This window comes from Olleya sp. NP1-10 (assembly GCF_055804415.1).
Genome location: NZ_CM147840.1, coordinates 3,610,654 through 3,627,578 on the forward strand (window position 1 = coordinate 3,610,654; position 16,925 = coordinate 3,627,578).

Consider the following 16,925-nt stretch of genomic DNA (forward strand, 5'->3'; position numbering starts at 1 on the left):
GGACAACTTTACTAAGTTGTCCTTTTGGTATTTAATAAAATATGACCTTTAAAAAATTCATTTTTCAATTACATAAAATTTTAGGTTTAGCAACTGGTTTAGTTGTGTTTATAGTTGCTATAACAGGTTGTTGTTGGGCTTTCAAAGAAGAAATTGAAAGCCTATACAACGACTATAAAAAGGTAGAACCGCAAGACAAACCAATCTTAACACCTACACAAGCTAAAGATTTTGCAAAAGCTGTATTACCAGATCACCACATACATGGTACCTTGTTTAAAAAAGCTGATGATGCTATTGAAGTTATATTTTATGATGCAGAACCAGAATTTTATCAGAGTGTTTTTTTAAATCCTTATTCTGGTGAAGTTATACAAGTAGACGACCATATGTCTGGTTTTTTTGCTTTTACACTTAAAGGACACATGCGCTTATGGTTACCAAAAGCTATAGGCGAACAAGTTGTTGCTGCTTCAATTTTAATTTTTATCTTAATTATTATTTCAGGATTTATTTTATGGATTCCTAAAAAGCGTAAAAACATAAAGCAACGATTAAAATTTGACTGGAAAAAAACAACCAGATGGAAACGTAAAAACTTTGATTTGCATACGGTTATTGGATTTTACATATGCTCTTTTGCATTAATATTAGCATTTACAGGATCTGTAATATCTTATAATTGGTTAAAATATGTAGTGTATGTATCGACTGGTGGAGACAAAGTACCTGCTTTTATTATTCCTAAAAACAATAGTGAAACCACTAAAAACGATAGCATTAAACCAATGGATTACTTAATTGTAAAACTATTGAAAGAATCTCCTGATGCTGAAAGTTATGAATTACATTATCCTACCAACGATGAAGAAAGTATTTATGTAGAAGTCTCGAATAGTAAAGGCTTGTATTATGATTCTGATTACAGATTTTTTGATCAAAATACATTAGAAGAAATAGAAACTCCAGCCATATACGGTAAATACAAAGACGCTAAATTTGCAGATAAAATACTGCGTATGAATTATGATATACACATTGGTGCAATTGGTGGTATAGCTGGAAAAATTCTTGCGTTCTTAATTAGTTTACTAACAGCAACTTTACCTGTAACAGGTATATTATTATGGTATGGAAGAACTTATAAGAAAAAGAAACCTAAAGTATAAACTTTAATACTCTTCCTCTAAAGCGCTTTGCACATTATAATGTTTAAAATGAAACCCTGTATCTTCTATTTTTTTAGAACTTACACGTTGACTTTCGAATAGTAAAATGTGCATTTCGCCTAAAACCAATCGCATAGCAAATCTAGGTATGTTTGGTAAAATTAAAGGTCGTTTTAACTGTTTTGCAATAGCTTTTGTTAACTCTTTATTAGTTTCTGGATTTGGTGCTACTCCATTATAAACACCTTCTAATTTATTAGTCAATACGTGTAAAAATAGACTTGCTAGATCCTGTACATGAATCCATGACTGCCATTGTTTACCAGAGCCAAAAGCTGCTCCTACTCCAAATTTAATAGGTTTAGCCATTTCAGGTAAAGCGCCTCCTTTGGAAGACAATACTAATCCGATTCTTATTTTTGAAACTGCAATATCTAAAACAGAAAAGGCATTTACAGCTTGTTCCCATTGTTTAACCACTTGTCCTAAAAATGAAGTACTAACTTTATTAAAATCTTCTGTATAATAATTGGTCAAAGAGTGAGGATAAATACCTATTGCACTTGCAGAGACAATATGCTTAACTTGATGTGTTGTATTTTTTAAGGTATTAAATAATAACTGAGAGGTTTGAATACGACTTAAAATAATAGTTTTTTTATAGGCTTCTGTCCAACGCTTAGAGATACTTGCTCCTACTAAATGTATAATAGCATCAACATCTTTTAAACACGCTACATCTATTTCATTTTTAGAGGGATTCCATAAAAACCCTTTATAATGATCTGCATTAGACACCTTAGATTTACTTGTTGTAAGATAGTTTACATCAATGTTTTGATTATGACATTGCTTGACTATTTCAGTTCCAATTAATCCTGTTGCACCTGTTATAAGTATACGCATTCTTTTTTTATTAAAAATACAATTTTAAACACGCATTAAAGCGATGTTTAAGTAAGGTTTAACGTTTATTTAAAGTCACGAAAAGAAATGGTAATTAACAAATTTTAATAGCTCTTAAAATATGACGTTTACTTGGTGGACCTGGTAATCTGGTTACTGTAAAACCAGCACTTTGCATAGCACGTCTGGCTGCACCTTGTGCACAATAGGTCATTAAAACACCATTGGGTTGTAATGCCTCAAACATTATTTTGAACACAGATTCTGTCCAAAGTTCAGGCTGTTCAGCAGGTCCAAAAGCATCAAAATAAATGACATTATATTCATTTTTAACTTTTAAATCCATGATGTCTTGCTTGCGCTTTTCTAACACAAATTGTTTAGTAATCTGATATGGTTGCTCCCAATTAGTTTGGTGCATCGCTTTAAAAACTTCAGTTTTATGACTTGCTAAGAGTTGCTCTGGATAATTTAATTGCGTTATAATATCCATTGGCACAGGGTCTGTTTCTATACCTAAATAATGGATGTTTAACGGTAATGCTTCCGTTTTTAAAAGTGTATTAAAAGCATTAAGTCCTGTACCAAAACCTAATTCTAAAACAGAACAGGACTGTTTTAAATTCTGTCCACTTTCGGTTGACAAAAAATATAACAATCCTGTGTTTATATAAACAAAATCAGACTCTTCTATTGCTCCAAAAGTGGAATGATAATGTGCATTATATTTGTGATGCACTAGGGTTGAAGAACCGTCTTTTGTAATTTCTATTTTTGGTTTCAACGTTGTTATTTAATTAAAAGTTTTTTGATTTTTGGTATTGGACCTGTACATATTTTACTGTGACAGGCAATACATGTATTAATGGTATTATTAAATCTATCTTTTAAATTTAAAGTAGATGTTGTATTGTAAATCTCTTTTTGAGCTGTTATAAATAGATTTGAAAAACTTTTAAATTGTTGATCTCTAATTTGAAAATCTGATAACTGAGCTGAATGAATATTTAAAAAATTGTTTGGAAATTGTGTTGGGATTTGGCCTTTAATAATTTGCTGTTTAAGCTCTAAATTATGCGCATACATTTCCAACATTAATTTTGACATTTCTGAAGGCACATACATGTCATACACCTTTTTAGCTTTAACTGGAGTTTCTGTTTTAAAATTGCATGACGTTAAAACCACAAATAAAATTATCCAAACACGTTTTTTCATTTTATTGTTTTTCAACTAATAAAACACCATCTGCTTGAAATGAAAATGTACGTTTAGGCTCAGTGATTTTTTCAATAGCTTCTTTAGCAGCTCCTTTATCTTCAAGATAATGACGTTGATCATCTACAGATACTTCTTCAATAAATGCTAATCCATTAACAATCACCTCTTCTCCTGCAATATTTTTAGGCATAAAAAAACCATAGTCTTTAAACTTAACCATAACTTCTTTACCATCTCCTAAATCTGCTGTCATCCAACATCCTTTAGCTTGACATACTTCTTTTACTTTTAAAGTAACTTTAGCTGGAATACTATCTCCTGCTTTTAAACTCATGTAATGATCAACCATTGATGCGGATGCTATAGCGTCATCAGATATAATTTCTTTTCCAAAAGTTTTATAAGTTACGGCTTCTGTTTTAGCAGTAATATCTTCTTTAGTAACTGTTTCTGTTTCGTTTTTAGTTTCTGTTTTACAAGCAACTATTGTGATTAATAATGCTATAAGGATTAGATAATTTTTCATGTTATAATTTATTAGATTCTTATTTTCAAAGATAGTATTTTAAGGTTAATTGCTTACTTTCTAAGTAATAATTCTGTATTTTTGTGAAAGAAATTCAACCACAATATATGGCTACTTTAACCAAAAACGATATAAAAATTACCAGAACAGAAGCGTCTAAAATAAGCTCGATTGATTTTAACAATTTAGCGTTTGGACAAGTGTTTTCTGATCATATGTTAACCTGCGATTATAAAGATGGCAAATGGCATAAGCCAGAAGTTGTGCCTTATGGTCCAATTACATTAGACCCATCGTCTAAGATTTTTCATTATGGACAATCTATTTTTGAAGGTATGAAAGCCTACAAAGACAACAATGGTGACCGTTTTTTATTTAGACCAATGGACAATGTTAAGCGATTAAACTTGTCTGCAAAGCGTCTTGCTATTCCAGAATTACCTGAAGATTATTTTATGGAAGGTTTAAAAGCCTTATTAGATGTAGACCAAGATTGGATACCTACAAACGAAGGTAGCTCGTTATACATCAGACCATACATTTTTGCAACAGGTAACGGATTTCATGCTTCACCTGCTGATGCTTATAAATTTATTATTGCTACTGCACCTTCTGGAGCTTATTTTTCTGGAAAAGTTAATGTTTTAATAGAAGAACAATACTCGCGTAGTGCTAATGGTGGTGTTGGTTTTGCTAAAGCTGGTGGTAATTATGCTGGACAATTTTATCCAACACAATTAGCTAAAGATAAAGGTTACCAACAAGTTATTTGGACAGATGACACCACACATGAATACATTGAAGAAGCTGGAGCTATGAATGTATTTGTACGTATTAACGATACCCTTTTAACATCTCCTGTGAGTGATCGTATTTTAGATGGAATTACAAGAAAAAGCATCTTACAATTAGCGGAAGCTGAAGGTATAAAAACTGAAGTTAGAAAGGTTAAAGTAAGCGAATTGGTGGAAGCCTCTAAAAATGGAAGCTTGAAAGAAATGTTTGGAGCTGGTACAGCTGCAGTAATTTCTCCAATTTCTGGTTTTGGTTTTAGAGGAGATGATTTTGAAATCCCTGAACAAGACCATTCTTTTGCTTCACAATTAAAAAATCGTATTGTAGCTATACAAACTAATAAAGTTGAAGATCCTTTTGGATGGAGAATTAAGCTTTAAGTTTAAACTAAAATTTATATAAAAAAAGCAACCAATTGGTTGCTTTTTTTGTCTGTAACCTAAAACAGTATTGAACTACTGTTCTAAAATGGCTTTGATATTTGGCTTAAAATAATTAGGCCCTTTTAGTACTTTTCCATCTTCACGGTAAATAGGCTCTCCGTCTTGACCCAGCTTACTCATGTTACTTTTTTGTATTTCGTTAAAGACTTCTTCTATTTTATGCTGCATACCATGTTCAATAATAGTACCACATAAAATGTAAAGCATATCTCCTAAAGCATCTGCTACTTCTACCAAATCATTATTTTCTGCTGCTTGAAGGTACTCCGCATTTTCTTCGCGCATTAACTCATGACGAAGCTTGTTTTTTTCTGTACCTAAATTAGCTTTTGGAGCTTCTAAATGTCCAATTTTAAATGCTGTATGAAAGGCTTTTACTGCTTCTATTTTATCTTGCATATTATTATTATTTATTCCTTGATGTTAGTCCTTAGTTTTAGTAATTTTGCTTAAAAATAAATTATGTTTAGTAAAGGACAAATCGTTTTTGGAATTTTATTCGCTATTGCTTTTATTTTAGTTTTAGTAAGAATGTACAGAAAAGATTTAAACTTACATAAAGTCCATTACAAAGGTGTATTATGGATATTACTAGCCTTTATTGGTTTTATAGGCATGATTGTCGCTATAAAAGTGATTTTCAAGTAAAAAATAGTTAGTCAGATTACTTAATATTAGTTTTATTTGCAATAAAAACTAATATATTAATCATGAATTATTTTAAGTCACTAACCACGATTACATTTTTTTAATTTCTTACTTAAGTCTATCACAAAGTTACGTAGGGCACTCTATTGACAACTATTCTGGAATAATAGGCGTTATAGATAATCCTTCTAATATTGTTGATTCTAGATTTAAAACTGACATAAATATCATGTCTGCAAGCACCTTTATTGGTAGCGATTACTACGCAATAGATTTTGGAGAGTTATTTGGTGAGGATGTAGATATTGACAACACTGCACAAATATCTCCTTCTGAAAAAAACAACTTCTTTTCTAATGCAGATATTGTAGGACCTTCTTTTATGTTTAACCTTAATGCAAATAATAGTATTGGTGTAATTACTAGATTAAGAGGCTTTGCTAATATCAACAATGTAAATGGTTTACTATTTGAAAGTTTAAACGAATCGTTTGATGAAACTAACGATTTTGATTTTGACTCTAGTAACTTAGTTTCTACAACTCATGCTTGGGCAGAACTAGGTATTAGTTATGGTCGTATTTTGTATGATGATTATGATCACTTTTTAAAAGGAGGAATTACTTTAAAACTATTACAAGGTGGTGGTATATCGTTTTTTAATAGTCCAGGATTTTCAGGAAATTATGATGCTTCAGCACAAACTATAACTACAGCTGGAAGTATAAATTATGGAAGTAGAAACGGTATTTATGAAGATGACCCTATAGATTTTGATGACTTAAAAACTGGTTTTGGTGCCGATATAGGATTTACTTATGAATGGAGAAGAAACAATACTACAGATGGTAAGGGTCATAATAAATACCTATTAAAAGTAGGATTATCTGTTACAGACATAGGATCTATTACATATGATGATATAACACAATATAACTATGATTTAAATAACCAAACTGAAAGTACTATTAACTATAACGATACTGAAGAGTTTTTAAATGAAAACTATACGTTTACTGAAATCACAAAAAAGATAAAAGTTAACTTACCAACCGCTTTACGTGTTAGTGCCGATTACCATATTGACCGTTCCATTTATTTGAGTTTACAAGGTGCTTTTTCGTTAATACAAAACAATACTCAATTTACTAACAAGATTAATAACGCTGTTACTATAGCACCACGTATAGAGACTAAATGGTTTAGTTTTTATACACCTGTAAGTTTCAGACAGTATGATGATACTGCATGGGGAGCTGGTTTTAGATTAGGTCCTTTAACACTTGGCTCAAGTTCTATTTTATCAAATGTTATCTCTGATCATTCTAAATCAACTGACCTTTTTGTTGGATTAAAAATCCCAATTTATCAAAGCAAAAAGTATAATTAGTACCACAAAAAAAGCCTTAATCCAATTAGATTAAGGCTTTTTTATTTCCGCTACAGCGTTATAACTTTTTTAATTTTCTTCTGGTAAGAAGTTATAGTTTTTACTGTAAAATAACATTTGACCTTCAAAACTTTCTGGTTGTGTTACTTTAATAGCTTTGATGTTTCCATCAGCATCAGTTTCTGGTACTAAAACAGGATTAACAAAACCACTGTAAGGAGGAGATTTAAATTGCTTATTACGCTCTAAAACCTCAGCATGAATTGCTTGATCCACTTTTACACCATAACCTTCTACTAAATCTTCTACAGCTTTATAATCGCCTTCTGACTTTATACGTTGTGTTTCTCGCAATAATTCTCCAAATAAGTCATGTAATTTTTCGTAATCGTTAATGTTAAAATATGTTTTACCATCACGAGTTACTTTTTCAATAACATTGTCTGCTTTCCCTTTTTCAAAAACCCAAGCACTAACCCATTGTCTGTTTCGCATGTGAGCTTCTTCTACGTCATCACCAAGTTTAAGTCTAATTAATTGAGACATTAATCCGTTACGGATGTATCCATCATAAGCAGCCATACCTACTTTTTTCCAATCTTCAACTAAACCTAATTCTTGTAATTTAGGGTTGTATAAATAATATAATCCAACTAAATCTGCACGACCTTCTTCAAGTGTTGATGCATAGTTTTTTAACGTTTCTTTTGTTTCTCCAACACCTGGATTTAATTGTCCTGAAGCATGACCAATAACTTCGTGTAAAGCGGTATGTAATTTATCTGCTAATTGCCCATAATTTTCTTCAAGCTCATACTCTTCATCATCATGTACAAATTCTTTTAAACGACCTGTACTTCCTGCATTATTATAGGCATGAATAATGTTTCCTAAAGACACAGACTTACTTCCAACTGCTGCACGAATCCAGTTTGCATTTGGTAAATTCACACCTATTGGTGTACTTGGCGAGGCATCTCCGGCTTCTCCTGCTACGTTAACGACTTTGTAAGTTACACCGACGACGTTTTTCTTTTTATGTGCATCCATTAATGGTGAGTTATCTTCAAACCATTGTGCATTTTCTGATAAAACAGCCATTTTTGCTGACATATCAAAATCGTTGATTTGTACAACCGTTTCATAAGACCCTCTATAACCTAATGGGTCATTATAAACTTCAATAAAACTATTAATATAATCTACATTTCCTGCTGTTGCAGCAGTCCATGCTACATTATAATCATCCCATGTTTGTAAGTCTCCGGTTTTATAGTATTTAATTAATAAACTTAGGGCATTACCTTGTGCTTCGTTTTCTGCCACACCTTGAGCTAGTTCTAACCATTTTACAATTTCATCAATTGCACTACCATATAAACCTCCTGATTTATAAACACGTTCTTTTAAAGTTCCGTTTTCTTTAACCAACTGAGAGTTTAACCCGTAAGACAATGGTTTTTTAGGATCCGGAGATTTCATTTTACCATAAAAAGACTCAACATCTGCATTAGTCACATCAGGACCATAAAAGTTAACAGCACTTTCTAACACATTATCTACACCTTTTGCTTGGTTTACTTTTTTACTGTCTTGTGTATTAAAAATAACATCAAAAGCTTCACCTTCTAAAGTTGTATTAGTCTCAGCTAAAATACTTTTTAAATAATCTTGAGAAAATTCTGGAGTTAATTTATCATTTGAATAATGGTGATGTATCCCATTACTAAACCAAACACGCTTTAAATAAGTTGTAAAAGCAGACCAATTATCTGTGCTTTTATCTCCTTTAAAATTTGTGTAAATATTTTCTAGAGCTGTTCTAATTTTTAAATTATGTCTGTAATTTTGGTCCCACATTATGTCGCGACCAGCTAATCCTGCTTGTGTTAAGTAATATACTAGTTTTTGTTCCTTAAGGGTTAGTTTATCCCATCCTGGAATTTGATAACGTAATATTTTAATATCTGCAAATTCTTCGACATTAAAGTCAAAAGCAGTCTCAACACTCTGCTTTGTTTCTGTTTCAGGAGTTTCCTCCTGTTTGGTCTTCTCGTTTCCGCAAGACACTAAAAGTGTTGCTATAAAAGCTGCACTTAATATTGATTTTAATTTCATGTTAGTTTGTTTTTAATAGTGTCTAAAGATAAGATTATTTGACATATTATAATTTGATTATCTTTGAAATAATAAACCTTTCAATACTCCCAAAACCAATGAAATACTTTAAATACATATTATTTTTACTACTAATTACTATCATAGCAATTGCTATTTATATTGCTGTACAACCAAATGATTACAGTGTTTCAAGAACCAAGACTATACAAGCTCCTACTAGTTTAATTTATAATGAAGTTATTGATTTTAAAAATTGGGAAGATTGGAATACTTGGGTTGAAGAAAAACCAGACATGACTATTACATATCCAGAAAAAACGGAAGGGATTAATGGCTCATACTCTTGGATTGATAATACGGAAACTGGGACAATGACTACTACAGATACCAATCCTAATAAAACCATAACACAAACTATGCAGTTTGGAGAATATCCAAGCTCTGAAGTGACTTGGTTATTTGAAGATAATAAAGATGGTAGCACTGATGTGACTTGGACAATTTCTGGTAACAATCTTCCTTTTGGATTTAAAGCTTATAGTGCTTTTTCTGGTGGAATGTATAAGCAAATCGGACCTTATTATGAGCGTAGTTTGGAATTATTAGATAAAAAAGTGGTTGAAAGCATGAAACAATATAGTGTAAAAGTAAATGGTGTTACTGAACATGGAGGAGGCTTTTATTTATACAATACCACTTCTGCTAAAATGGATAATTTTAAAGATAAAATCAAAGACATGCTACCTAAAGTTGGACAGTATTTTGCAAAAAATAACATCATCCCTTCTGGTGCACCTTTTGTAATTTATCATAAATGGGATTTAGAAAACAACTCAGTCATGTTTTCTTGTGCTATGCCAACTGCTGACAAAGTAATAACGACTGAGGATGATATTTTAACTGGTCAACTGCTACCTTTTAAAGCTTTAAAAACCACTTTAAAAGGAAATTACACAAATCTTGAAGAAGCGTGGAACACTGCTATGGCTTACCAAAAAGATAATAATTTAATTGCAGATCAAACTGGTGTTGCTTTAGAAGTCTACTTGACAGATCCAACAAACACTGCAAATCCAGCAGAATGGATTACAGAAATTTATTTACCATTAGCGCCTGATAACGATACATTACAAAGTCATTAAATATGAAACAACTTGTACTAGTTTTTATTGGTGGTGGATTTGGAAGTGTACTACGTTACGGTATTGGAAAAACTTTAAACAACTCGGAAAACGGAATACCATATGGTATCTTTTTAGCTAATATTATAGGAAGCTTATTAATTGGTTTAATTTTAGGTTTGGCACTTAAAAACAATACCCTTAGCAATAATCAAACCTTATTATTAGCGACAGGATTTTGTGGTGGTTTTACAACGTTTTCAACCTTTGCCTATGAAAATCATATGTTTTTAAAATCTGGAGATTTTACCAGCTTTGCTATATATACTATTGCTAGTTTTATACTAGGTTTTTTAGCTGTTTTTTTAGGTATATGGTTAGCTAAACAGTTTTAAGGAATAACTTTAGTATACTTTTTCACACCTGCTTCAATACGAACATATAAAATATTGTCATTGGGTACAATAGGACAAGAATACATACTATTGTATGCGCAATATGGATTGTAAGCTGTATTAAAATCGATTAACATTTGATTGTTCTTAGGTAGCTTCACATCTATATAACGACCTCCTTTATAAGTTTCGACTCCATTGGTATTATCCATAAATGGCAAAAACAAAGCTTCCTCCTCTCCTAATTCTGAAGCCATTTCAATATCTTGATATACATTTAATTTAAGTGTTTTATTATTTAAATTAAAAGTTACTTCGCCATACTTTTTATAATCCACTACTCTATCTGTAGTCGTTTTCATTTTAAAAGACGGTTGGTTTGGAGTGCTTTTAAAATTAGCAGTAACAACATATAGGCTATCAAATTTAAAAAAATCAAGCGTAGAAAACACTTTACGATCTCTATCTGTTAATGGAGATTTTGCTGCATCTTTAAAATCTGCATTCATTTTACGCTGGAAAGGAGTGTCGCCTAACAAAGGTTTTTTATCCTGACCACAACCAATAGTAACAAAAAGTATTAAAAAGAAAGTTATATATCGTACCATTACTTTGGAAAAACTATTTTAAAAATTTGTTTCAAAAATACAACTTATTCAAAATTTTGATTAGCTTTGACTTAACAAATTGAAGAAAAATGAATTTAGTCATTACATATTTAAGTAAACAAAACTCTTGTAGAGATACAAGTAGTTGGACTTGCTATATGTTATTATGATATAAATATCAATTAATACAATACAAAAAAGTCCAACCTAACGGTTGGACTTTTTACATTTATAACAACAACCAAACCTATGAAAAAACTATTAAAAAATTACATTAGTACTTTTGACGGACTGTCAAAAGAAGTATGGTGGCTATCTTTAATTACATTAATTAATAGAGCTGGTACTATGGTTATTCCTTTTTTATCGTTGTACTTAACCGAAGACTTAGGTTTTACATTATCTAACGTTGGGACTATTATGACCGCTTTTGGATTAGGATCTGTGTTAGGATCTTGGTTAGGCGGAAAACTAACAGATAAAATTGGCTATTACAAAATTATGGTTTTTAGCTTATTTGTTTCTGGATTCATGTTTATTGCCTTACAGTTTTTAAAAGATATATTTAGTTTATCACTGGGTATTTTTATACTAATGATTGTTGCAGATATGTTTAGACCAGCCATGTTTGTAGCCTTAAGTGCTTATAGTAAACCCGAAAACAAAATACGAAGCGTTACCCTAATTAGACTAGCTATTAACCTTGGATTTTCAGCTGGCCCAGCTGTTGGTGGATTAATAATTGTTGGCTTAGGTTATGGAGGTTTGTTTTGGGTGGATGGCATTACATGTATTGCAGCAACATTATTACTAGTTAAAGTATTAAACCCTAAAAAAACGCGCGTCCAAGATAATATAGTTGTAGACAATCCATACTCTGCTTACAAGGACAAACCGTTTATTATATTTTTATTGGCACTGTTTTTATTTGGTTTTATATTCTTACAATATTTTTCAACTATGCCTCTATATTACAGAGAAATTCATGTTTTAAGCGAGCTTCAAATTGGATTATTACTTGGTGCCAATGGTTTTTTTATATTTCTATTAGAAATGCCATTAATTAAATATTTAGAAAGTACTCGTTTTACAAAAACCACTTTAATATTGTTTGGTGCCTACTTAACAGCCACTAGCTTTTTAATACTAAACTTTACTAATTGGACTGGAATATTAATTTTCGGGATGTTTTTAATGACCGTTGGAGAGATGATTGCCTTCCCTTTTGCCAATGCATTTGCATTACAACAAGCCAAGAAAGGAAATCAAGGCGAATACATGGCTTTGTATTCTATAGCCTTTTCATTTGCTCATATCTTTGGACATAAATCAGGCATGGAACTAGTGGAAGGTTATGGATATGATAATACATGGTACATCATGTCTGGACTTGGTGCATTATGTATGCTTTTATTATTTATGTTAAAACAATACATGAAATCAAAACCCAATGTATCATGAATTTAAACCAAGTGACTATTTCGTCAAAAAACCTAAAAACAGCTGTTACCTTTTACAAGCAATTAGGCCTTAAACTTATTGTTGACGCTTTACCACGTTACGCAAGATTTTTATGTCCTGATGGTGATGCTACGTTTTCTATTCATTTAAATGAAAGTATGCAAAATAACGACAATACTACAATTTACTTTGAAGATGATAATTTAGAATCATTAGTTATTCAACTACAACAAAAAGGAATTACTTTTACATCTCAACCTGAAGATAAATCTTGGCTTTGGAAAGAAGCAAAATTATTAGATCCTGACGGAAATCAAATTATATTATTTAAAGCTGGTAATAACAGAATACATCCACCTTGGCGCATTGATTAAATTATGAAAAACACATTATATATTTTGACCCTAATATTGTTAGTAAGCTGTAATAATATTGAAAACAAAAAAGTAGATCTTAACAATACCAACAAAAAAACCGTTGTTAAAACAAAACAATTTCCAGACTTAAAACCCAACAGATATAATGTAGCGTTTTTAATTATGGATGGCACTTTTAATACTGAATTAACTGCTCCTTTTGATATTTTTCAGCACACTATTTTTAGAGAAAATATTAAAGCTATGAATGTCTTTACTGTAGCTAATACAGACCAAGCTATTACCACTTTTGAAGGTATGCGTTTGTTACCAGACTATAATTATGTAACAGATAGCTTACCTAAAATTGATATTTTAGTGGTGCCAAGTGCAGAGCACCATTTAGACACAGACCTTGAAGACAAAGCTATGATTGACTTTGTAAAACAAATTGACAAGGAAGCCCAATTTGTAACCTCACATTGTGATGGTGCTTTTGTCTTAGCCGAAGCAGGAGTTTTAAATAATAAAGTGTCTACAACGTTTCCGAGTGATATAGATAAAATGCGCCAACGCTATCCAGATTTAGACATCAAAAAAGACGTTCTATTTGTTCATGATGGAAAATATATTACGTCTGCAGGAGGCGCAAAAAGTTTTGAGGCTGCTCTGTATTTATGCGAATATCTTTACGGTAAAGAAATCGCACAATCTTTAGCTGGAGGTTTAGTCATTGATTGGGATTTAAAAACAGTTCCGCATTTAATTGTAGATTAGTTAATACTTTGTAATTGCATTATTTTTTACCACATGCGACAAAATAATTTGTGTTTTACATTCGCCATAAACAATTAACTGATCAATAAAAGCCTCTAAATGTTTGTGGTTTTTTAAAATGACTTCCATTACAATATTTTCATTACCTGTAATACGATAGCAGTTTACTACCTCGTCAAACGTTTTTACCTTTTCTAAAAAGGGTTTTAGCTTACCCATAAAAGCTTGTAATGTTATTAATGCTTTTAATTGGTAACCGACTTCATAAGGTGAAATTAATGTAATATGGTTTTGGATAATTCCTAAGTCTTCCATTTTCTTTATACGCTCTGAAACAGCTGGTGAGGTTATTCCTACCTGTCTGCCAATTTCGGCATTAGACTGTCTTGCATTTTGCTGCAAACACTTCAAAATTTTCCAATTAAGGCTATCAACACTCATATTAAAGTAAAACTAATAAATAATTTAATAACTAAAGCAAATATAGCTTTTTGATTTAAAATCGAAAGCAAAAAACATAAACTAGTCGTTATTTTTGATAAAAAAGAAAAATTAAAATGTCTGTACACCCACCCTCACACTTATCGGACTTGCCTATATATAAGCAAGCTAAGCAGATTTTTGCATTATCTAGAAGTATTTCGGCATATCTAAATCAGGATTTATCCTATTTATATGAAGATGGATCTGAAGATGCAAACATTTACTTTACTGGTGATCTTGTACAACACTCAGAGTCTTTAGCTCCAGAAATTATTAATGCAGAATTAGAGCGTTGTCGAGACAAGAAACATAGACATATAGCTTCTGTAGTTAGATTAACTAACAGACTTTACAAAAACTGTAATCGTTTAGAATCTTGTAATAGTAACGGTAAAGATTATGTCCCAATATTAAAACGAGAAATAAGAAAGTTTAGAAAACTTCAGACGACTTGGATGCTAACTCTTTAATTATTAAAATTAACTAAAGTCAACAACTCTTGCGTTGTACATAAATGAATCTTGAAACGCTTTAAGTTTTGGATTAAAGGTTTCAGAAAATATTGCAAATTTAGCTTTCGGTACACTTTCACTTAATCTTAAAACATAGTTGTGTAAATTATTTCGTGCAATAAAATCTGCATCATGAATCATAAACAACTGTAGTTCTCCTAAATGCAAACTATTTAAATGGTATAATTTACTTAGTCGTTTTGGTGTAGAAATTAAAACATCAACGCCATAATACACTTCCTCACGTTGTTTTTCTAAATCATATTCCTCGTAAGCACAATACACACGTAAGTCTGTTCTTTTAGTAAAAACATCAAAACGCTCTTTTAAATCTAAAGCTGCCTGTTTGTCTTTAACCACAACCAAAGCTCTTGGAGAGTCTTCAAATGCTTCGGCTCCTAATTTTTGAATAGCACTAATAACCATAGCTGTTGTTTTACCACAACCTTTAGGTCCTATTGCATACACATCATTACCACCTTTAATTAAAGGCATAACTTGTTTTTGAAATGCATTTGTAGTTTCTAAACCTGCTTTTTCAATATTTTCTTTAAGTGAAGGATGGTATTTTTTAAAAGACATGTCTTGTATAATATTATAAGTAAAATATGGCAAAAACCATAGTTTACAAAGATACTAATTAATGACACATTTTGCAGTCTGCTTTGTCTTTAACTTCTCCAACCAAAAATCCTTGGTCATTAATTACAAAATCACAACAGTCTACAAAACCTTGAGCAATTAGTTTTCGACCACGTTGTATTTGAGACTTAACCGTTGGTAAAGCTAAATTTAATTGGTTTGCTATTTGCTGTTGTTTTAATCCTTTTATGTCGCTTAAAAACAAAGGATCTCTGTATTTTTTGGGTAAGCTTTTAATAATACCTGGTAAGCAATCGGCTTCAGTATGTTCTAACTTTTGTTCTTCAAAAACAAAGTCTTCTTCTGTAATTTCATACACTATTTTTTTACTTCTAAAGTAATCTAAAACCGTATATCTAGCAATCGAAAACACCCAAGATTTAAGCTTATCTTCATCTTTTAATGTATTTAATTTGGTGTGTACTTTTATAAAGGTTTCTTGTAATAAGTCTTCTGCAATAACAGCGTCCTTTACCTTACTTAAAATAAAGTATTTAATGTCCTCTGCATATAATTTCCAAATGTTTTTAGTGTCCATAAACTTATATTAAAAACAACGCTAATCTTAGTGTAAAGTTACTAAAACTAGCGTTATTAATATCTGTTTTAAGTCTTGCTTAACAATTACAAGTCGTACACGTGCAATTATCGCAAGTACAGTTTTGACAATTTCCTTTTGCGCAACCATCACAGTTGCATGTGCATGCTATATTTTTCATAATATCTGTTTTTAATGTTCATATAATAGACGAAAGCAACACTAAAAAGATGCAAAAATTTAGAACTTTTTTTAAAAATGAAATTATCCCACTTGTATTATAGCTTCATGTATGATTGGAAAATTACATGAATTAGCAATAAAACACAGTTGATTTGCTTTACCATGAAGGTTTTCCGCTAACTCCTTTTGAGTTTCATTTTTTATGGTGACTATAGGTTTTAATCGTACTATTTTAAAACTTCCGCTTCCTGAAGCTAGTACTTCCAGATCACCTTCAGCATGATCTATATAGCTTAAAACTTCAATATTATGTTGTGCACAGACATATAAATAAGACATCATGTGGCATGAGGCTAAAGCTGACAATAGTAAATCTTCAGGATTGTATAATGTGTCATCTCCTCTAAATGTTTTTGCTGCAGACACGGATAAATCCGAAACTTTATTAGCAATGGTTACTTTATGATTTCTACTAAAAGTCCTTGGGCTACTTGTACTTTCTCCTTCATTAATTGTCCATTTTACTTGTGCTTTGAAGGTGTGTTTTATTGACATATTTTTTTATTAAATATAAAAAAAGCGTTTCATATTGAAACGCTTTTTTATTTTATGTATTAATATTCTTTACTG

21 protein-coding genes are annotated in these 16,925 nt (G+C 31.2%); 10 read left to right on the forward strand and 11 right to left on the reverse strand.

Going from position 1 to position 16,925, the window contains the following annotated elements; all coding sequences use genetic code 11:
• Positions 1-41: 41 nt before the first annotated feature.
• Complete coding sequence (locus tag AC0L4B_RS17110) at positions 42-1,169, forward strand: PepSY-associated TM helix domain-containing protein (RefSeq protein ID WP_473437973.1); 1,128 nt, start codon at positions 42-44, stop codon at positions 1,167-1,169.
• Positions 1,170-1,172: 3 nt separating this feature from the next.
• Here AC0L4B_RS17110 and AC0L4B_RS17115 read toward each other — a convergent pair whose 3' ends face one another.
• The 4 genes from AC0L4B_RS17115 to AC0L4B_RS17130 form a co-directional block, all read right to left on the reverse strand.
• Positions 1,173-2,075: a TIGR01777 family oxidoreductase gene (locus AC0L4B_RS17115; RefSeq protein WP_473437974.1), complete on the reverse strand. Its 903-nt coding sequence runs from the start codon at positions 2,073-2,075 to the stop codon at positions 1,173-1,175.
• Positions 2,076-2,169: 94 nt separating this feature from the next.
• On the reverse strand, positions 2,170-2,859 hold the full coding sequence (gene mnmC2, locus AC0L4B_RS17120; protein WP_473437975.1) for a tRNA (5-methylaminomethyl-2-thiouridine)(34)-methyltransferase MnmC2: 690 nt from the start codon (positions 2,857-2,859) through the stop codon (positions 2,170-2,172).
• A gap of 5 nt (positions 2,860-2,864) precedes the next feature.
• Positions 2,865-3,293, reverse strand: coding sequence for a hypothetical protein (locus tag AC0L4B_RS17125; protein WP_473437976.1), 429 nt, complete (start codon positions 3,291-3,293; stop codon positions 2,865-2,867).
• 1 nt (position 3,294) lies between these two features.
• On the reverse strand, positions 3,295-3,822 hold the full coding sequence (locus AC0L4B_RS17130) for a DUF4920 domain-containing protein (protein WP_473437977.1): 528 nt from the start codon (positions 3,820-3,822) through the stop codon (positions 3,295-3,297).
• Positions 3,823-3,929: 107 nt separating this feature from the next.
• Here AC0L4B_RS17130 and AC0L4B_RS17135 point away from each other — a divergent pair, with 107 nt between their 5' ends.
• Positions 3,930-4,997 carry a branched-chain amino acid aminotransferase gene (locus AC0L4B_RS17135; RefSeq protein ID WP_473437978.1) on the forward strand — a complete coding sequence of 356 codons (1,068 nt, stop codon included), beginning with the start codon at positions 3,930-3,932 and terminating at the stop codon, positions 4,995-4,997.
• Between the two features lie 75 nt (positions 4,998-5,072).
• Here AC0L4B_RS17135 and AC0L4B_RS17140 read toward each other — a convergent pair whose 3' ends face one another.
• Positions 5,073-5,459, reverse strand: a complete 387-nt coding sequence (locus tag AC0L4B_RS17140; RefSeq protein ID WP_473437979.1) for a pyrophosphohydrolase domain-containing protein — start codon at positions 5,457-5,459, stop codon at positions 5,073-5,075.
• A 63-nt stretch (positions 5,460-5,522) separates the two neighbouring features.
• Here AC0L4B_RS17140 and AC0L4B_RS17145 point away from each other — a divergent pair, with 63 nt between their 5' ends.
• Both AC0L4B_RS17145 and AC0L4B_RS17150 read left to right on the forward strand, forming a co-directional pair.
• On the forward strand, positions 5,523-5,708 hold the full coding sequence (locus AC0L4B_RS17145; protein ID WP_473437980.1) for a hypothetical protein: 186 nt from the start codon (positions 5,523-5,525) through the stop codon (positions 5,706-5,708).
• A 193-nt stretch (positions 5,709-5,901) separates the two neighbouring features.
• Positions 5,902-7,098, forward strand: a complete 1,197-nt coding sequence (locus AC0L4B_RS17150; protein ID WP_473439465.1) for a DUF5723 family protein — start codon at positions 5,902-5,904, stop codon at positions 7,096-7,098.
• A gap of 69 nt (positions 7,099-7,167) precedes the next feature.
• On the opposite strand, the gene AC0L4B_RS17155 is transcribed toward AC0L4B_RS17150, so the two are convergent.
• Entirely contained in the window at positions 7,168-9,216 is a 2,049-nt protein-coding gene (locus AC0L4B_RS17155; protein ID WP_473437981.1) for a dipeptidyl-peptidase 3 family protein, read from the reverse strand.
• Positions 9,217-9,314: 98 nt separating this feature from the next.
• On the opposite strand from AC0L4B_RS17155, the gene AC0L4B_RS17160 reads away from it, so the two are divergent.
• A complete protein-coding gene (locus AC0L4B_RS17160; protein WP_473437982.1) occupies positions 9,315-10,361 on the forward strand; it encodes an SRPBCC family protein in 1,047 nt (348 codons plus the stop codon).
• A 2-nt stretch (positions 10,362-10,363) separates the two neighbouring features.
• Positions 10,364-10,735, forward strand: coding sequence for a fluoride efflux transporter CrcB (gene crcB, locus AC0L4B_RS17165; protein ID WP_473437983.1), 372 nt, complete (start codon positions 10,364-10,366; stop codon positions 10,733-10,735).
• Here crcB and AC0L4B_RS17170 read toward each other — a convergent pair.
• Positions 10,732-11,343 (reverse strand): DUF1684 domain-containing protein, encoded by a 612-nt coding sequence (locus AC0L4B_RS17170; protein ID WP_473437984.1) that lies wholly within the window; start codon positions 11,341-11,343, stop codon positions 10,732-10,734. The genes crcB and AC0L4B_RS17170 overlap by 4 nt on opposite strands.
• A gap of 249 nt (positions 11,344-11,592) precedes the next feature.
• Between AC0L4B_RS17170 and AC0L4B_RS17175 the strand changes: the two genes are divergently transcribed.
• Genes AC0L4B_RS17175 through AC0L4B_RS17185 form a run of 3 tightly spaced genes read left to right on the forward strand, consistent with a single transcriptional unit; the run spans position 11,593 to position 13,937 of the window.
• Entirely contained in the window at positions 11,593-12,804 is a 1,212-nt protein-coding gene (locus AC0L4B_RS17175) for an MFS transporter (RefSeq protein ID WP_473437985.1), read from the forward strand.
• Positions 12,801-13,178 (forward strand): VOC family protein, encoded by a 378-nt coding sequence (locus AC0L4B_RS17180; protein ID WP_473437986.1) that lies wholly within the window; start codon positions 12,801-12,803, stop codon positions 13,176-13,178. The genes AC0L4B_RS17175 and AC0L4B_RS17180 overlap by 4 nt, the downstream gene beginning before the upstream one ends.
• 3 nt (positions 13,179-13,181) lie before the next feature.
• Positions 13,182-13,937 carry a DJ-1/PfpI family protein gene (locus AC0L4B_RS17185; protein ID WP_473437987.1) on the forward strand — a complete coding sequence of 252 codons (756 nt, stop codon included), beginning with the start codon at positions 13,182-13,184 and terminating at the stop codon, positions 13,935-13,937.
• Here AC0L4B_RS17185 and AC0L4B_RS17190 read toward each other — a convergent pair whose 3' ends face one another.
• A complete protein-coding gene (locus AC0L4B_RS17190) occupies positions 13,938-14,378 on the reverse strand; it encodes an Lrp/AsnC family transcriptional regulator (protein ID WP_473437988.1) in 441 nt (146 codons plus the stop codon). It lies immediately after the preceding gene.
• A gap of 116 nt (positions 14,379-14,494) precedes the next feature.
• Here AC0L4B_RS17190 and AC0L4B_RS17195 point away from each other — a divergent pair, with 116 nt between their 5' ends.
• Complete coding sequence (locus tag AC0L4B_RS17195; protein ID WP_473437989.1) at positions 14,495-14,890, forward strand: hypothetical protein; 396 nt, start codon at positions 14,495-14,497, stop codon at positions 14,888-14,890.
• A gap of 9 nt (positions 14,891-14,899) precedes the next feature.
• On the opposite strand, the gene AC0L4B_RS17200 is transcribed toward AC0L4B_RS17195, so the two are convergent.
• The 3 genes from AC0L4B_RS17200 to AC0L4B_RS17210 form a co-directional block, all read right to left on the reverse strand.
• A complete protein-coding gene (locus tag AC0L4B_RS17200; protein WP_473437990.1) occupies positions 14,900-15,547 on the reverse strand; it encodes a DEAD/DEAH box helicase in 648 nt (215 codons plus the stop codon).
• 25 nt (positions 15,548-15,572) lie between these two features.
• The gene (locus AC0L4B_RS17205) at positions 15,573-16,112 is read right to left on the reverse strand and encodes a sigma-70 family RNA polymerase sigma factor (protein ID WP_473437991.1); all 540 of its coding nucleotides are present in this window, start codon (positions 16,110-16,112) and stop codon (positions 15,573-15,575) included.
• A gap of 264 nt (positions 16,113-16,376) precedes the next feature.
• Complete coding sequence (locus AC0L4B_RS17210; protein WP_473437992.1) at positions 16,377-16,850, reverse strand: OsmC family protein; 474 nt, start codon at positions 16,848-16,850, stop codon at positions 16,377-16,379.
• Between the last annotated feature and the right edge of the window lie 75 nt (positions 16,851-16,925).

Bases quoted from the DNA above. Each gene is read 5' to 3' on its own strand.
- AC0L4B_RS17110 (WP_473437973.1), top strand. From the start codon at position 42: ATGACCTTTAAAAAATTCATTTTTCAATTACATAAAATTTTAGGTTTA.
- AC0L4B_RS17115 (WP_473437974.1), bottom strand. From the start codon at position 2,075: ATGCGTATACTTATAACAGGTGCAACAGGATTAATTGGAACTGAAATA.
- AC0L4B_RS17125 (WP_473437976.1), bottom strand. From the start codon at position 3,293: ATGAAAAAACGTGTTTGGATAATTTTATTTGTGGTTTTAACGTCATGC.
- AC0L4B_RS17130 (WP_473437977.1), bottom strand. From the start codon at position 3,822: ATGAAAAATTATCTAATCCTTATAGCATTATTAATCACAATAGTTGCT.
- AC0L4B_RS17135 (WP_473437978.1), top strand. From the start codon at position 3,930: ATGGCTACTTTAACCAAAAACGATATAAAAATTACCAGAACAGAAGCG.
- AC0L4B_RS17140 (WP_473437979.1), bottom strand. From the start codon at position 5,459: ATGCAAGATAAAATAGAAGCAGTAAAAGCCTTTCATACAGCATTTAAA.
- AC0L4B_RS17145 (WP_473437980.1), top strand. From the start codon at position 5,523: ATGTTTAGTAAAGGACAAATCGTTTTTGGAATTTTATTCGCTATTGCT.
- AC0L4B_RS17155 (WP_473437981.1), bottom strand. From the start codon at position 9,216: ATGAAATTAAAATCAATATTAAGTGCAGCTTTTATAGCAACACTTTTA.
- AC0L4B_RS17160 (WP_473437982.1), top strand. From the start codon at position 9,315: ATGAAATACTTTAAATACATATTATTTTTACTACTAATTACTATCATA.
- crcB (WP_473437983.1), top strand. From the start codon at position 10,364: ATGAAACAACTTGTACTAGTTTTTATTGGTGGTGGATTTGGAAGTGTA.
- AC0L4B_RS17170 (WP_473437984.1), bottom strand. From the start codon at position 11,343: ATGGTACGATATATAACTTTCTTTTTAATACTTTTTGTTACTATTGGT.
- AC0L4B_RS17175 (WP_473437985.1), top strand. From the start codon at position 11,593: ATGAAAAAACTATTAAAAAATTACATTAGTACTTTTGACGGACTGTCA.
- AC0L4B_RS17180 (WP_473437986.1), top strand. From the start codon at position 12,801: ATGAATTTAAACCAAGTGACTATTTCGTCAAAAAACCTAAAAACAGCT.
- AC0L4B_RS17185 (WP_473437987.1), top strand. From the start codon at position 13,182: ATGAAAAACACATTATATATTTTGACCCTAATATTGTTAGTAAGCTGT.
- AC0L4B_RS17190 (WP_473437988.1), bottom strand. From the start codon at position 14,378: ATGAGTGTTGATAGCCTTAATTGGAAAATTTTGAAGTGTTTGCAGCAA.
- AC0L4B_RS17195 (WP_473437989.1), top strand. From the start codon at position 14,495: ATGTCTGTACACCCACCCTCACACTTATCGGACTTGCCTATATATAAG.
- AC0L4B_RS17205 (WP_473437991.1), bottom strand. From the start codon at position 16,112: ATGGACACTAAAAACATTTGGAAATTATATGCAGAGGACATTAAATAC.
- AC0L4B_RS17210 (WP_473437992.1), bottom strand. From the start codon at position 16,850: ATGTCAATAAAACACACCTTCAAAGCACAAGTAAAATGGACAATTAAT.